This is a genomic window from Psychroflexus montanilacus (assembly GCF_020164535.1).
Classification (GTDB): domain Bacteria; phylum Bacteroidota; class Bacteroidia; order Flavobacteriales; family Flavobacteriaceae; genus Psychroflexus; species Psychroflexus montanilacus.
The window spans coordinates 830,916-845,201 of sequence record NZ_JAIQZC010000001.1 but is presented as its reverse complement, the minus strand read 5'-3'; the positions used below and the strand labels follow the sequence as shown (position 1 = coordinate 845,201).

The following is a 14,286-nucleotide window of genomic DNA, read 5'->3' as shown; positions in this document are numbered from 1 at the left end:
CTAATAAAAATAGTAAATATGAATATCCACTACAGAAGTCTTTTTTTGAATTCCTTCTCACTAGTCTATACTTAAATCCATATTTATAAAAACTAATTAGTAAATTGCTTTTAAAAAATACATGACTACCGAAGCTATACAAGAGCGTCTAAAACCCATCGTAAAACCTTACGTTAACAATCAGGAAAATTTTAATAATCTGACTTCTGAATCTAATTTCATCGAGGATCTTGAAATCAATTCGGCTAACTTAGTCGATATCGTCCTCGATGTTGAAGATGAATTCGATATCAGAATTGAAAATGACGATATGGAGAAAATGATTAATGTAGAAGCTACAGTTAATGTTATCCAAAAAAAACTTGCTAATAAGTGATTGGAAACGACATAGTCGATTTAGCTAAAGCTGATAGAGAATCTAATATTTTTAGGCTTAGATTTCTTGAAAAAATTTGTAGTCAAGAAGAAATAAAACTGATTTTATCCAATCAAAACAGCACACATTTGTACTGGAGAATCTGGTCGATGAAGGAAAGTGCTTACAAGGCATTTCAAAGAAAGTGCAAGTTTGAAACTGCTTTTAATCCTTTTGCTTTTAGTTGCCAGTTATATGATTCTCAAAATGGGAGAGTTTGTTTTAAAAATGAATCTGTCTCCGTTCAAACCATTCATACAGATGAATTCATATATTCAGAAATAAAAGATAATGTTCATAAAAATTGTTTTTTTGGATCCACATCAGATTTCATGGATCATTTGAAGGATAAGTTGAAGCTCAACTCAATTCCGGAGTTCCAAAAGACAAAAGAAGGACTGCCATTTGTAAATTTATCGTCACAAATATTAGAGGTATCCAAAACACACCATGGTAATTTTCAGGCCTTTCAGTACTAATTATTTGACAAAGAATGGTTTTCTGGTATAATTCATGCTTATAGTTTAATATATTTGTGATGATGAGGTATTTAAATTATATATTTATAATTCTTGCGGTTGGCTCATTAAGTTTAGTCACTGCACAAAACAGGGACTTCCCTTCCAGAGGTTCTGAGGTTATCAATAAACCAAAATTTAAATCGTCAAATTCGAGTTCTGGACTGGATAGGCTTGGTGTTCCGAATCGTAGTAAGGTGAAAGACAGGTTTTCTAAAGATGAGGAAGGGGTTGATTTTAAGCCCAAAACACAGTATACCAATCCTAGCGAGATTTGGACCGATAAGCTGAACAAAAAGCCTGAAGATGAAAATAAGGGAATGAAAGAAGAATGGGCCGAAGATATGAATCTTGGCGAGTTTGTGACTTCTTCAGATAAAATAACTTTCCTATGTCGTGATCATATGATGTTTGATGGGGATCGTGTGCAAATACGGGTTAATGGCAAAGTTGTAATTGAAAACTTACTTCTCGAAAACCCTTATAAGGAGATTACAATTCCACTGGAGATTGGCTTCAATAAAATAGAATTTGTTGCTCTCAATCAGGGGGATGCAGGCCCAAATACAGCTGAGCTTAAAATTATCGATGATGGTAAGTTGATTTCAAGAAATGTCTGGAATCTATTGACAGGAGTGAAGGCCAGTACTGTTGTTGTGAAAAATGAGTAGTTATTTTTTCAAAATCGCCAGTGATAATTTAATCTTTTCATAACTCATCTTACCCTCCAAAGCTTCAAAAATAGGTTTTAGCGTACCATCGTAATCGATTTTTTTAAGGATATTTTCGACTTCTCTTACTTCTGAAGTTGAAACCAGGTCACTTAAATCTATCTCTTTTCCTTTAGATACCAGTTTGCATAAATGAGAAATGATAGTTGTCGATTGGATCTGTCTTTCTTCTGCAATTTCATCAATCGTATTTCCGTCGACAAATAGTTGATAGGTTTCATCATAGGTAGACGTTTTCTTTTTTCTCTTTTTGGTGTTGAATAATTTGATGACTTCTATGAATTCGTCAGCATATTTTTCTGCTTTCAAAGTATTGACACCACTTATAGATTTAAATTCTGTTTCGCTTTGCGGTCTGTTTCTTTCAATCTCTTTTAGCGTAGCATCGTTAAAGACCAAATAAGGAGGAATATTTTCTTCTACAGAAATTTCCATTCTCAATTGCTTTAATTGATTGAAAAGAGTTGATGTTTTAGGAGTCTTCTTGGTCTCGACTGCTCGTGCTTGTTCAAGTTTTGGCTTAGTTAACCATACCTGCTCATCATCAAACAAGACTTTCTTAGCCAAAGGTGTAAATTCAAGGGCATTTTTTCTGTGAAAAGCAATCTCAATATAGCCAAGATTGATGAGTTGTAAGATGTAATGCTGCCAATCTTTCCAACTGATGTTGGTTCCAATGCCATAAGTTTTAAGCTCCTGGTACCCCTTATCGTAAATCGCAGCATTTTTTGCTCCTCTCAAAATGTCGATGATAACTCCTATTGGTTCTGTTTGTTTCACCCTTGCCACTGCAGATAGTGCCTTTTGAGCAATCACTTTAGCATCGATAAATCGCGGAGGGTTTTTGCAAACATCACAAAAGCCACAATTCTTAGTCAAATGCTCACCAAAATAGCCTAACAGAACACGTCTTCTACAAGAGGTCGCCTCAGCAAATTGTTTCATACGTTCCAGCTTGGCATCCTGTACTTCTTTGTTTTTGCCATCTTCAATAAAGCGTTTGTATTGAATTACATCTGCGTAAGAATGAAACATTAAGGCATTGGCTTTTAACCCGTCTCTTCCAGCTCGACCAATCTCCTGATAATAACCTTCAATGTTTTTGGGCATATTGTAATGAACGACCCAGCGCACGTTGGATTTGTCGATGCCCATTCCAAAGGCGACTGTGGCGCAGATGATTTGAGTTTTGTCATAGACAAACTCTTCCTGGATTTTACTTCTCAATTCTGAGTCAAGTCCTGCGTGATAAGCTTTTGCTTTGAAGCCTTTCTTGGTAAGATCGGCTGCCAACTTTTCAGTAGATTTTCTACTTAGGCAATACACAATACCTGCTTCATCTTTTCTTCTGAGCAAAAAGTTTTCAATTTGTTTCAGCCGCTGGTCTGCAACTCTTACTTCCAAAAAAATATTTTCTCTGTCAAAAGAAGACAGAAAGACTTTCGCTTTTGAAATATTAAGTTGCTTTAGGATGTCTTTTCTGGTGGTTTTGTCTGCTGTCGCCGTCAATGCCAATACCGGCGTGTTGGGCAAGGATTTTTTTAAAAACCCTAGTTGCTGATAAGAAGGCCTGAAGTCGTGACCCCAGGACGAAATGCAGTGCGCTTCATCCACTGCCACACAGCTGATATACCTTTCGTTCAATATTTCCTGAAGACCAGAGAGACTTTCTGGAGCTGTATAAAGCAACTTCAATTCTTTGCTGGCCACTTTGGATTTGATGTCGAGTTGTGTTTCTGAGGTTTGAGTTGAATTATAGAATTCAGCTGCAATTCCATTGCTCTTCAGCCCATCTACCTGGTCCTTCATAAGCGCAATCAGTGGAGAAATAACCAAAGTCACACCATCAAATTCTAGTGCGGGCAATTGAAAACACATGGATTTTCCACCTCCAGTGGGCATCACCACCAAAGCATCTTTTTTATTCAATACATGCTCGACGATTTCCGACTGATTTTCTCTAAAACTGTCGTAACCAAAGTAAGTTTTGAGATGCAAAAGGCTATTCTGAATCAGTTGTGAGGCCATGAAGAGGTTTTCGAAATTGAAGTTGCAAATTACAATTTCAGATTTAGTTTTTTAAAGATGAATAATGATATATTTGTTGAAATGATATCCAAAAAGACAAAATACGCCATCAATGCTTTAGTCTTTCTCGCTAAAAGAACAGGAGAGGGGCCTATAGTGATTAGCGAAATTGCTGAAAAAGAGCATATTCCCAGAAAGTTTTTGGAATCTATTCTTCTTAATCTTAAAAAAGCTGGACTTCTTGCCAGCAAAAAAGGGAAGGGTGGGGGTTATTATCTCTTACAAGATCCTGAGGATATTAATCTGGCCGATGTGATGCGCTTGTTTGATGGACCTATTGCCTTTCTGCCTTGCGTCACCTATAAATATTACGAACGCTGTGAAGAATGCAAGGACGAAGAAACCTGCGGCATTCGGGATGTTTTTTTTGAAGTGAAAAAGAAAACAGTAGAACTCCTAAAGCAAGCGAGTTTGAGTGAAGTCATTAAACGTGAGAGTGGTTTAATTTCACATTTATAAGAGCCTTGACTTACTAAGGGACAAGTTTGTAAGGTCTTGTAAAATTTATCTTATATAAAGTCTATAGATTTGGTAGACTATTCTATATTTGGAGAAAATTTATGAATGACCACCGCTGCTATTATTACTATATGCGTCATTGTTCTCGCCATCATTTTATTTGCTACTGAGGCTCTCCCTATAGACTTAGTAGCAATTTCGATTATGATTATTCTGGTGATTTCTGGAGTTATTACGCCACAGGAAGGCGTAGAAGGCTTTAGTAATAAGGCAACAGTCACTGTTGCATTTATGTTTGTGCTTAGCGCAGCCCTTCTCAAAACCGGTGCATTACAGGTCCTCGCCCATCGATTGTCCAACATCTTCCGTTACAACTTTAATAGTGGAATTTTAATGATGATGTTTATGATCGCCATCATTTCTGCCTTTGTGAACAATACGCCGGTTGTTGCTGTTTTTATTCCTGTTGTGATACAGATTGCGCATACTTCTGGACAAAGTCCTTCCAAGATGTTGATTCCGCTTTCGTTTGCATCCATATTCGGTGGAATGTGTACGTTGATTGGTACGTCTACCAATATTTTAGTAAGTGGTATTGCAGAAAAGGAGGGAGAAAAAGCAGTAGAGATGTTTCAAATGACTCCAGTAGCAGGAATACTTTTAGTAGTAGGCGTCATTTATATGTCAGTTTTAGGCATTAGACTTCTTCCAAAATCCAGACGCTCTAAAGATTTAAAAGAAAAGTTTGAAGTTAATAACTACATCACATTAGTGGAGTTGCTATCCAATTCAACCTCTATTGGGAAAAAAATTATGGATTCCGAATTGGTCACAGAATTCAATATGGATATTATTGAAGTGCGTCGTAATGGAAGTCAGTTTACCTTACCACCAGGAGATTTCGAATTGAATGAAGGGGATGTTTTGAAAGTAAGGTGTGACGTTGAAAAGCTAAAGTCTTTGAAGGGGAAAACCAAAACGCTTTCCGTTTCACCACTAAAAATCGGCGATAATGACTTGTCCGGTAAAAATTCTGCTTTGGTTGAAATGGTGATTACCTCTTCTTCAGAAATTCATGGCAAAACGCTTAAGGAGTTAGACTTTAGGAGACGATTTAGGGCAATTCCCCTGGCGATTAAACATCGGGAAGACATTCAGCATGATGATTTATACGATGTAAAATTAATTGCTGGAGATGTGATTTTGGCTGAAGTAAAGTCGCACTATGTCAAAGAATTGAATAAGCTAGAGTCTGGACAGAACACACCGTTTGTTTTGTTGTCCGAAAATCATATTACAGAGTTTGATAAAAAGAAATTCTCGATAGTTATTGCCCTCATTGGAATTATGGTGGTTTTAGCCAGTTTGGGAATACTAGATATTATGGTTGGATCTATTTCTGCGGTGATTATTTTGGTTCTGGCCAAAATCCTGACGATGAAGGAAATCTATAAAGCCATCAACTGGAAGATTATTTTTTTACTGGTGGGCGCTTTGAGTCTTGGTTTAGCTATTAATAAAACAGGTTTAGATACTTTAATCGCACAAGCCTTGCTTGGGCAATTGGAGCCGCTAGGCATGATAGCCGTTATTTCAGGCCTGTATTTAGTGACTTCCTTGCTTACCGAAGTGATGTCCAACAATGCATCTGCAGCGCTTATGACGCCAATTGCCATTGCGATTGCTCATAATTCTGGAGTTGAGGTCTTACCTTTTTTGGTGACGGTGATGATTGCAGCTTCAGCTACGTTTATGACGCCTATCGGCTACCAGACGAATACGATGGTGTATAGTGCTGGAAATTATAAATTTAGAGATTTTTTTAGAGTAGGCTTTCTGTTGAATATGGTATTTTGGATCATTTCCAGCTTTACAATTCCCTGGTACTTCAACTTGATTTAAAACAAATCAAAGAACTGGTAAAACCTAAAGGCAACAAATAAATTTAAAAGGGCAAAAAACAGGGATGGAAAGGATTGAATAAAATTGTCTTTAATCTTGATGCGCACACCAAATCCTAAGCTCATCAATAGTGTGAGCCCAATGGCAGCTGAGAAGCCTAGAATGGGTAAAAAATAATAGCCGGCAGCCAATCCTAAAGCCCCTGCTACCTGAAAGAATCCTGTCAATTGACGTTGGAATGAAGTAAGACCAAATCTATGAAATTCTTCATACATAGTAGGGCTATAAAAGCAACCTAGACCATAAAAGAAGAAGGAGATACTTATAAATAGGACCAGGATCTGTAAAATAATCATATCAAATTAAGGTGCCAAGATTAGAAACGGTTCCAAAGGTATGTTTCTTAATATCCAAAACCCTAATACTAATGCTAAAATTAACCATGGAGCGGCATTATGTTGTAATAAGTTTTGGTTTGACTGTGAGGATGAATTATTTACGTATGATACATAAAGCTTATACGAAAGAATGAGAATCGCAAATAAAATTAAAAAATTATGTTGTAAGCCTGTCCAGATATTCCCATGGAGGATTTCATGGATAGCCCGCTGAGAGCCACAGCCAGGACAGTGCAGCCCCGTAAAAGAGTGGAAAGGGCATTTTGGTGCAAAGGCAAACGTATTTGGGTTTATAATAAAATAAAATATACCCATAGTTAAGATAACTATGGGTATACATAATTTTAAAAACAATTGATGATTTAGCCTATACATTTATTGATTTGCTTTTTCCATTTCTCTTTCGTATTCCCTCATGAATTCCTCCATAAACTCCTCTCCGAGAATTGAATCTATAAAAAATATAGAAATCGCCCATATTACAACTATGGAGACCAAAGTTACGATCCACCAGGTTTTAGCATTTTTTGAAGCTCTCACTGCTCCTTCGTAATCCTGCATCGCATATTTTGAATTTACTTTGGATGCATAGACAATACTTATAATCCCGAAAATAGTTGAAGGAATTATACTACAAGAAATCACTGATAATACAGTTGAAATGATAGCCATTGGCATATGGCTATTTGGTTTAGATGGTTGAGTTTGGTTAGTTTCCATTTAAAATAATTTTAGTTTAAATAAAATTAACATTTCAAATTAAACTACCTAAATATTTTTAAATTATTTTAGCTCATGAACAAATTCAGAAAGTGATTTAATAGTATGATCTATATCTTCATAAGACAAGGCATCATTTAAAAAGTAACTTTCAAAAGCACTTGGTGGCATGTAGACCCCTCTTTCTAGCATACCATGGAAATAGGTTTTAAATTTTTCATTATTACCATGTGCAGCCGATTTAAAATCAGTTACTGGGTTTTCACAAAAATGAATCGAGATCATTGAACCAATTCTGTTGATTTGGTGTACAATTCCAGCATCATCTAAGACTTTCTTCATTCCTATGTGAAGCTTTTCAGTCTTCTTATCAAGACTTTCAAATATTTCCCTATGAGAGTTTAGTTCTGTGAGCATTGCATAACCTGCCGCCATTGCCAAAGGATTTCCACTCAAAGTGCCAGCCTGATAGACAGGGCCGTCAGGTGCTAAATGATTCATGATTTCCGCTTTACCTGCAAAAGCGCCAACGGGTAAGCCTCCGCCAATAACCTTGCCGAAGGTGACAATATCTGCATGTACTCCTAAGCGCTCCTGGACACCTCCCGGTGCCAGTCTAAAACCAGTCATGACTTCATCAAACACCAGTAAAATACTATGTTCATTACATATTTGTCTTAGACCTTCCAGGAAGCCTTCTTTAGGTAAGATACAGCCCATATTTCCTGCGACGGGCTCTATAATAATGCAGGCGATTTCTCCTTTGTTTTCTTCAATAAGTGTTTTTACACTATCAAGGTCGTTATAATGAGCTAACAAAGTATCTTTTGCAGTACCTTTAGTAACCCCTGGAGAGTTGGGTTCTCCAAAAGTTGCTCCTCCACTTCCTGCTTGGATCAGAAAAGAATCACTGTGGCCGTGATAACAGCCAGCAAATTTGATAATTTTATCTTTTTTAGTATATCCTCTAGCCAATCTTACAGCACTCATACAGGCTTCTGTACCACTGTTTACAAATCGAATTTTATCAATACCAGGCACCATTTCTACTGCCAGTTTTGCGATTTTGGTTTCTAACTCTGTAGGTATGCCAAAAGAAGTTCCATGCTTGGTTTTATCTACCAAAGCATCTACTACAGCCTGATGGGCATGACCCAATATCATTGGTCCCCAGGATGAAATATAATCGATTAATTGATTACCATCTTCATCATATAAGTACGCCCCTTTTGCTTTTTTAACGAAAATAGGATCTCCCCCAACAGCATTAAAAGCTCTTACCGGAGAATTGACACCTCCAGGAATATATTTTTTAGCTTCATCAAATAAGGCACTACTTCGTTTATAAATCATAATTTCAATTTTTTACTTTTAATTGTTGACCAATTTGTATGTGGTCATGCTTTAACTTATTAATTAATTTTAATTCTTCTACCGTAAGACCAAATTTTTCAGAAATATTATAAAGTGTATCTCCTTTTTTCACACTATAAAATTCAGAATTACCAAAGTTCAATTTTTGTGGTCTTGGTAAAGGTAAATTTGCAGTTTTCCCTAAGACCTCTTTATCGTATTCATTAAGTTGATATCTTTCAATCAAACTAATCAGTTTTTGAGGATACTTAGGATCCGTAGCGTAACCTGCCCTTCTTAAGCCCCGCGCCCACGAGGTATAATCGTCACTTCTGTAATCGAAAAGAAAACCATAACGACTTCTTTCAAACAAAAACAAAGAATGATCTCTAAATGAATACTTAGGGTCGGCATATTTTCTAAAGCACTCCTGTGCAGCATCATCATCGTGATATACTTTTTCACCTTGCCATCCATTGCATTTGATTCCAAAGTGATTGTTGGATCGTTTGGTAAGATTTCCGTTTCCAGAACCAGATTCTAATATACCCTGAGCAATAGTGATACTCGCAGGAATTCCATAAAGTCTCATTTCTTCTTGAGCAATACCAGCAAAATTATATATGTAAAGCTCAACAGCATTCAAGCTACTCACATCTATATCCTCTACTTGTTCGTCCAGATAATCTTCCAGCTCTTCGTTTTGTTCTTTTTCAGGTTGTTCCGGACGCGAGCTTATCTGTTCTTTAGCTGTTCTTTCGGTAGATTCTTGTTTAACTTTTTTTGATGTTCCGCATGAAGTAACCATGAGGAGAAATATAAGACTGAGGGCAAAAGTATATTTCATAACTGCTTTATGGATTGGAGTCCTTTTTGGTTTAATCTAGAGTTCATGCCTTCAACTCCTTGAAGACCGCCAGTATGGACCGCTAAAATACGAGTATTTTTGGAAAATACACCGTTCTCTATCATCTCGAAAAGCCCATATAATAGCTTTCCTGTATAGATAGGATCCAGCGGAATTTTATATTTTTCCTGAAATGTGTTTATGAATTCTATTAATTCTGAATTTACCTTAGCATAACCCCCGAAGTGGTAATCTGTTTGAAGCCTCCAGTTAGACTTATGCGTCCACCTGTCTATTTCTTTTTCTAAAAAAGTTCCTTTTAAAGCACTAAACCCAATACAATACTGATTGAAATTTGTAGCTTCAATAAGCCCGGCAAGTGTTCCGCCAGTTCCAACTGAAGCGCAAATGACATCAAAATCAATAGTGTCTTCTAGAATTTCTTTACAGCCTTTTATGGCGAGAGCATTTGTTCCACCTTCTGGAATCAAAACCAAAGAACTATCTTTCAGTATCAAGTTCTTTACTAACGGCATATCATTTTTATATCTAAAGTCTACTCTGGAAACAAATTTGAGTTGCATACCTTTTTCATGTGCAAATTTTAATGTAGGGTTGGTGGCTAGAGTAAGCTCCAAGTCATTAGCAAGTTCATCTCCGCGAATGATGCCAATACTGTCTAGTCCAAGGATATGACAAGCTTCTGCAGTTGCAGCTATGTGATTTGAGAAGGCACCACCATAAGTCAAAATGGTGTTGGCATTATTTTTTATGGCTTCTAATAAGTTATATTTCAGTTTTCTGAATTTATTCCCTGAAACAACAGGATGAATGAGGTCTTCGCGTTTCACATAGAGATGAACTCCGTTGAAAGTTCCAACGTATTCATCAACAGACTTGAAGTTTTGTTCAAAAAAAACAGTAGACATCATATCGCTTTCGAAAATAAAACTCAAAATTAAAGCCTTACCTTCGATTTTATAGAAGTATTATTTAATTTTAATTAATGAATAATTTCAAAAAACAAATACCTTTAGAGGAAGGTGATTTTTATATAACAGAAGAAGGATACAGATGTTTTACTGAGCAATATCACCTAAAACGAGGTTACTGTTGCAAGAGTGGCTGTAGACACTGTCCTTACGGATTCGATAAAAAAATAGATAATGGATAATTGGAGATTCGATTTTATTATAACAGTTTCAAAAATCCAGTATTGGCATCATACTTGCACTATTATTTATAATGATTAGATAAACTCGCTCAAAATTGGAACTATGAAAACCTTAACTTTTGCTTTACTCCTTTTAGGATTTATGACTTTGACTTCGTGTTCATCTATAAAAGTTGCTACTGATTATGATAAAGAGAAAAATTTTGATAATTACAATACCTTTGCTTTTTATAAACCAGGTATTGATGCTGCAGAAATCTCAGATTTAGATAAAAAACGAATTCTTAGAGCTATTGAAAGAGAGCTAGTTGCCAAAGGCATGATAAAAAACTCAAACCCTAGTTTATTGGTTAGTATTTTTACTGAAAGCCGAGAAAACGTGAATGTTTACCAGAATAACTTCGGTTATGGATGGGGTTGGAATCCCTATTTTTGGGGACCAGGAGGATATAATTCGGTATCTACAAATGTGGAAGGTACTTTGTACATCGATTTAATAGATGCTGAAAAGAATGAATTGGTATGGCAAGGTTTAGGGACAGGGATTTTAAGCCTGGACATGGACAAGAAAGAGAAAAAAATTAATGAAATTGTAACTAAAATATTGGAGGAGTACCCTCCTGAAAGAAACCAGAAGTAAGTTCATGGTTGTTTATTTAGTTTGTTAGGTAAAGCTGTAGAAAATGATATTATCTTTTTTACAGCTTTATTTTTTATAAATGTTTAAATATTAGAATATGAGTAGAGGATTTGTAAAAGAAAGTGATCAGGAAGAACCTATAGTAATTCCACCCAGGGCAGCATTACCAGAACACGAGACCAATTATGTTACGCCTTATGGCAAAGAAATGCTTGAGAAGGAAAAAAATACTTTAGAAAAACAAAGAGCAGATTTAGATATAGAAGACGATACAGAAAGAAGGCGTGAGCTTTCTATGATTGACGGAAAATTGAAATTACTAATGGACCGGTTGACAACTGCTCAGGTTATTGAACCTGCAAGCCAAAATCAAAATGAAGTGCGATTTGGAGCTAAGGTCAACTTTAAGATGAATGGAAACATTCAGGAATTTCAAATTGTAGGCGTGGATGAAGCCAATGTTAAAGAAAAGAAGATAGCTTTCATATCACCGTTAGCTAAATCTATGACATCTAAAAAAGTTGAAGATAAATTCGATTTTAAGCTTGGTGAAGAAACACGAGCACTTGAGATTTTAGAAATTAACTATTAGTTGTAATTTAAAAGCGTGGTATTATTTACAATACCACGCTTTTTCTTAACCTGAAATATGAACTTCAGTAAATTCTTTTGAAACTTTTATCGAGTTGTTGTCCTTATCAAAATGGACATCCTCAAAACCAACTTCTACATTATCTATCTCGATAGACTTGATTTCAAAGGGAAGTCCATTCAGATTAATTTTGAAGTCATTGTATTGCGTTTGGTAAGATCCAGATTTATGTTGTTGAATGATGAGGTCATTAGACTTGCCCGTCAACTTAAAAGACCTTAGACTAAATCTTCCTTTTTTATAGTCATAACCATCTTCAGCATCTTCGAATACTTCAGAGGTTTCCATTCCATTTTTAAAATATAGGTTTAGTCGTAATTCATCTATAGACTTTTCACCGGTATATTGCTGAACTGGGTATCTTGGTATAATCGCACCAGCTTTTATAAAAATAGGCATGCTATCAATATCAGCGTCCACCCAGGTTTCCTTTCCGCCTGTTAATAGTTCATTAGTCCAGAAGTTGTACCATTGTCCAATAGGGATATACATCCTTCTTCCTTTAGAATTAGGTTCCAGAATAGGGCATACCATAATTTTCTCTCCAAAAATAAACTCATCTGTTCTAAAATGTGTTTGTGGATCTGCCTGATCAAAATATACCAAAGGCTTCAATATTGGATTTCCTTCGATTGAATATTTATAATAGGAGGTATACAAATAAGGAAGCAGCGTATATCTAAGTTCGATGAATTTTCTCGAAATATCAAGTACTTCCTCATCAAAAGACCAGGGTTCCTGATCACCGTGATGCCCCGAGGAGTGTGTCCTGCAAAACGGATGGAATACACCAAGCTGAATCCATCTGGCATATAGCTCACCAGTAGGTTGTTCCGCAAAACCACCAATATCTGTCCCAGTAAAGGACATGCCGGACAAGCACATACGTTGCACCTGAACGTTTGCTACCCAAAGGTGTTCCCAGGTTGCTACGTTATCTCCAGTCCAGGAAGAGCCATAACGCTGGGCTCCACTATAAGCTGATCTGGTAATGACAAACGGACGCTTTGGGTAAGCAAATTTCTTTACCCCATCGTAAGTCGCTCTTGCCATTTGAGTACCATAAACATTGTGTGCTTTTCTGTGGCTACAAGGGTGGCCATCATAATCGTGTCTCACGTCATTGGGAAATGTTTTGTTAGGGACTTCCATGACGGCCGGCTCGTTCATATCGTTCCAGACGCCTTTTACTCCCATCTCACCAATCAATTCTTTAAATAATCCCGACCACCAGGTTCTCACTTCAGGGTTGGTGTAATCAGGGAAATTACATTCTCCTGGCCAGACTTTGCCAATCATATATGGACCATCTGCTCGTTTGCAGAAGTAATCTTTTTCTAAAGCTTCATTATACACGCTGTATTCAGAATCAATTTTGATTCCTGGATCAATTATGACTACTGTTTTGAAACCGTCATCTGCCAGGTCTTTGATCATTTTTTTAGGGTTGGGAAATTTATCATTATCCCAGGTAAAACATCGAAAACCATCCATATAGTCAATGTCCAGGTAAAGACCATCACAAGGAATTTTATGCTCTCTAAATTTTCTGGCAATTTCTCTAAAATTACTTTCTGGATAATAACTCCATTTACACTGGTGATAACCAAGTGCCCACATTGGTGGGAGCTCGGCTTTTCCCGTAAGATCAGTATAACTGCTTACAACTTTCTCCATTTCCGGACCATAAATGAAGTAATAATTCATTTCTCCACCTTGGGCCCAAAAACTCGTTACGTTAATTCGCTCTTGAGAAAAGTCGAAAAAAGTTCTAAAGGTATTGTCGAAGAAAATCCCATAGGCATTGGTATGGTGCAGACCAATATAAAAAGGCACACTTTTATAGATAGGATCTTTGTCTTTTGCAAACGCATATTCATCTGTAGCCCAATTCTGCACACGTTTTCCTCTTAAGTTGGAATGCATAGGTTTATCTCCCATACCGTAGTAAGCTTCTTTTTCCTGAGCCCGCTTGCTCATTTTAACCACGTTCCCGCCAAACTCAAACGTCTCTTCGTAGTGAAACCCGAGCTCATCTTCATTAATGAGCTCTCCTTTGGTGTTATAAATCTTTTTTTGAAGGCTTATTTTTTCAATTTTGCATACCAGTTTAGAAGTGGTGATAATATAGTGGTCTACTTCTTCAGAAACTTCCAACTTATTATAGCCGGTAATTCTATCTTCAGAAATCGCATAAGAAAAATCGGTTTCAAGTTTATTTCTAGTGCCGTAGCGAAACCTCAATACGCTGTCTCTTATGACTGTCATTTCAAGAACCACCTCATTTTGAGTTGTGAAATAAAGTTTATCGACGTCTTGATGAAATCTAGTTACTTGATTTGGAAATTGATTCCCTAGTTGTTTGAGCTCTGTATTTGTAATCATAAGA

General features: G+C 36.5%; 16 protein-coding genes. 8 read left to right on the top strand and 8 right to left on the bottom strand.

What is annotated here, in order from left to right; all coding sequences use genetic code 11:
• Positions 1-121: 121 nt before the first annotated feature.
• Genes LB454_RS03930 through LB454_RS03920 form a run of 3 tightly spaced genes read left to right on the top strand, consistent with a single transcriptional unit; the run spans position 122 to position 1,604 of the window.
• Positions 122-376: an acyl carrier protein gene (locus tag LB454_RS03930; protein WP_224463320.1), complete on the top strand. Its 255-nt coding sequence runs from the start codon at positions 122-124 to the stop codon at positions 374-376.
• Positions 373-894 (top strand): 4'-phosphopantetheinyl transferase family protein, encoded by a 522-nt coding sequence (locus LB454_RS03925; protein WP_224463319.1) that lies wholly within the window; start codon positions 373-375, stop codon positions 892-894. The genes LB454_RS03930 and LB454_RS03925 overlap by 4 nt, the downstream gene beginning before the upstream one ends.
• Before the next feature lie 59 nt (positions 895-953).
• Positions 954-1,604, top strand: a complete 651-nt coding sequence (locus LB454_RS03920; protein ID WP_224463318.1) for a hypothetical protein — start codon at positions 954-956, stop codon at positions 1,602-1,604.
• Here LB454_RS03920 and recQ read toward each other — a convergent pair whose 3' ends face one another.
• Positions 1,605-3,692, bottom strand: a complete 2,088-nt coding sequence (gene recQ / locus LB454_RS03915) for a DNA helicase RecQ (protein ID WP_224463317.1) — start codon at positions 3,690-3,692, stop codon at positions 1,605-1,607. It lies immediately after the preceding gene.
• A gap of 81 nt (positions 3,693-3,773) precedes the next feature.
• On the opposite strand from recQ, the gene LB454_RS03910 reads away from it, so the two are divergent.
• Entirely contained in the window at positions 3,774-4,211 is a 438-nt protein-coding gene (locus LB454_RS03910) for an RrF2 family transcriptional regulator (RefSeq protein ID WP_224463870.1), read from the top strand.
• A 105-nt stretch (positions 4,212-4,316) separates the two neighbouring features.
• On the top strand, positions 4,317-6,113 hold the full coding sequence (locus tag LB454_RS03905) for an SLC13 family permease (protein WP_224463316.1): 1,797 nt from the start codon (positions 4,317-4,319) through the stop codon (positions 6,111-6,113).
• Here the strand turns inward: LB454_RS03905 and LB454_RS03900 are convergent.
• From LB454_RS03900 to LB454_RS03875, 6 genes are all read right to left on the bottom strand, one after another.
• Positions 6,110-6,469: a DoxX family protein gene (locus tag LB454_RS03900; protein WP_224463315.1), complete on the bottom strand. Its 360-nt coding sequence runs from the start codon at positions 6,467-6,469 to the stop codon at positions 6,110-6,112. The two genes, LB454_RS03905 and LB454_RS03900, sit on opposite strands and share 4 nt — an antisense overlap.
• 6 nt (positions 6,470-6,475) lie before the next feature.
• On the bottom strand, positions 6,476-6,826 hold the full coding sequence (locus LB454_RS14105) for a DUF2752 domain-containing protein (RefSeq protein ID WP_224463869.1): 351 nt from the start codon (positions 6,824-6,826) through the stop codon (positions 6,476-6,478).
• 60 nt (positions 6,827-6,886) lie between these two features.
• Complete coding sequence (locus LB454_RS03890; protein ID WP_224463314.1) at positions 6,887-7,231, bottom strand: CD225/dispanin family protein; 345 nt, start codon at positions 7,229-7,231, stop codon at positions 6,887-6,889.
• Between the two features lie 63 nt (positions 7,232-7,294).
• Positions 7,295-8,584 (bottom strand): glutamate-1-semialdehyde 2,1-aminomutase, encoded by a 1,290-nt coding sequence (gene hemL, locus LB454_RS03885; protein ID WP_224463313.1) that lies wholly within the window; start codon positions 8,582-8,584, stop codon positions 7,295-7,297.
• Positions 8,585-8,588: 4 nt separating this feature from the next.
• Positions 8,589-9,431 (bottom strand): glucosaminidase domain-containing protein, encoded by an 843-nt coding sequence (locus LB454_RS03880; protein ID WP_224463312.1) that lies wholly within the window; start codon positions 9,429-9,431, stop codon positions 8,589-8,591.
• Entirely contained in the window at positions 9,428-10,363 is a 936-nt protein-coding gene (locus LB454_RS03875) for a 1-aminocyclopropane-1-carboxylate deaminase/D-cysteine desulfhydrase (RefSeq protein WP_407692585.1), read from the bottom strand. Before LB454_RS03875 ends, LB454_RS03880 begins: the two co-directional genes overlap by 4 nt.
• Before the next feature lie 74 nt (positions 10,364-10,437).
• Between LB454_RS03875 and LB454_RS14100 the strand changes: the two genes are divergently transcribed.
• From LB454_RS14100 to LB454_RS03860, 3 genes are all read left to right on the top strand, one after another.
• Positions 10,438-10,605, top strand: coding sequence for a DUF5522 domain-containing protein (locus tag LB454_RS14100; protein WP_224463311.1), 168 nt, complete (start codon positions 10,438-10,440; stop codon positions 10,603-10,605).
• Positions 10,606-10,708: 103 nt separating this feature from the next.
• Entirely contained in the window at positions 10,709-11,245 is a 537-nt protein-coding gene (locus LB454_RS03865) for a DUF4136 domain-containing protein (RefSeq protein WP_224463310.1), read from the top strand.
• A gap of 97 nt (positions 11,246-11,342) precedes the next feature.
• Positions 11,343-11,837: a GreA/GreB family elongation factor gene (locus LB454_RS03860; protein ID WP_224463309.1), complete on the top strand. Its 495-nt coding sequence runs from the start codon at positions 11,343-11,345 to the stop codon at positions 11,835-11,837.
• Positions 11,838-11,882: 45 nt separating this feature from the next.
• Here the strand turns inward: LB454_RS03860 and LB454_RS03855 are convergent, their stop codons facing one another.
• Positions 11,883-14,282 carry a glycoside hydrolase family 31 protein gene (locus LB454_RS03855; RefSeq protein ID WP_224463308.1) on the bottom strand — a complete coding sequence of 800 codons (2,400 nt, stop codon included), beginning with the start codon at positions 14,280-14,282 and terminating at the stop codon, positions 11,883-11,885.
• Positions 14,283-14,286 lie beyond the last annotated feature (4 nt).

What these genes read in the sequence shown, in the direction of transcription:
- LB454_RS03930 (WP_224463320.1), top strand. Translation starts at nt 122, where the DNA reads ATGACTACCGAAGCTATACAAGAGCGTCTAAAACCCATCGTAAAACCT.
- LB454_RS03920 (WP_224463318.1), top strand. Translation starts at nt 954, where the DNA reads ATGATGAGGTATTTAAATTATATATTTATAATTCTTGCGGTTGGCTCA.
- recQ (WP_224463317.1), bottom strand. Translation starts at nt 3,692, where the DNA reads ATGGCCTCACAACTGATTCAGAATAGCCTTTTGCATCTCAAAACTTAC.
- LB454_RS03910 (WP_224463870.1), top strand. Translation starts at nt 3,774, where the DNA reads ATGATATCCAAAAAGACAAAATACGCCATCAATGCTTTAGTCTTTCTC.
- LB454_RS03905 (WP_224463316.1), top strand. Translation starts at nt 4,317, where the DNA reads ATGACCACCGCTGCTATTATTACTATATGCGTCATTGTTCTCGCCATC.
- LB454_RS03900 (WP_224463315.1), bottom strand. Translation starts at nt 6,469, where the DNA reads ATGATTATTTTACAGATCCTGGTCCTATTTATAAGTATCTCCTTCTTC.
- LB454_RS14105 (WP_224463869.1), bottom strand. Translation starts at nt 6,826, where the DNA reads ATGGGTATATTTTATTTTATTATAAACCCAAATACGTTTGCCTTTGCA.
- LB454_RS03890 (WP_224463314.1), bottom strand. Translation starts at nt 7,231, where the DNA reads ATGGAAACTAACCAAACTCAACCATCTAAACCAAATAGCCATATGCCA.
- hemL (WP_224463313.1), bottom strand. Translation starts at nt 8,584, where the DNA reads ATGATTTATAAACGAAGTAGTGCCTTATTTGATGAAGCTAAAAAATAT.
- LB454_RS03880 (WP_224463312.1), bottom strand. Translation starts at nt 9,431, where the DNA reads ATGAAATATACTTTTGCCCTCAGTCTTATATTTCTCCTCATGGTTACT.
- LB454_RS03875 (WP_407692585.1), bottom strand. Translation starts at nt 10,363, where the DNA reads ATGATGTCTACTGTTTTTTTTGAACAAAACTTCAAGTCTGTTGATGAA.
- LB454_RS14100 (WP_224463311.1), top strand. Translation starts at nt 10,438, where the DNA reads ATGAATAATTTCAAAAAACAAATACCTTTAGAGGAAGGTGATTTTTAT.
- LB454_RS03865 (WP_224463310.1), top strand. Translation starts at nt 10,709, where the DNA reads ATGAAAACCTTAACTTTTGCTTTACTCCTTTTAGGATTTATGACTTTG.
- LB454_RS03860 (WP_224463309.1), top strand. Translation starts at nt 11,343, where the DNA reads ATGAGTAGAGGATTTGTAAAAGAAAGTGATCAGGAAGAACCTATAGTA.
- LB454_RS03855 (WP_224463308.1), bottom strand. Translation starts at nt 14,282, where the DNA reads ATGATTACAAATACAGAGCTCAAACAACTAGGGAATCAATTTCCAAAT.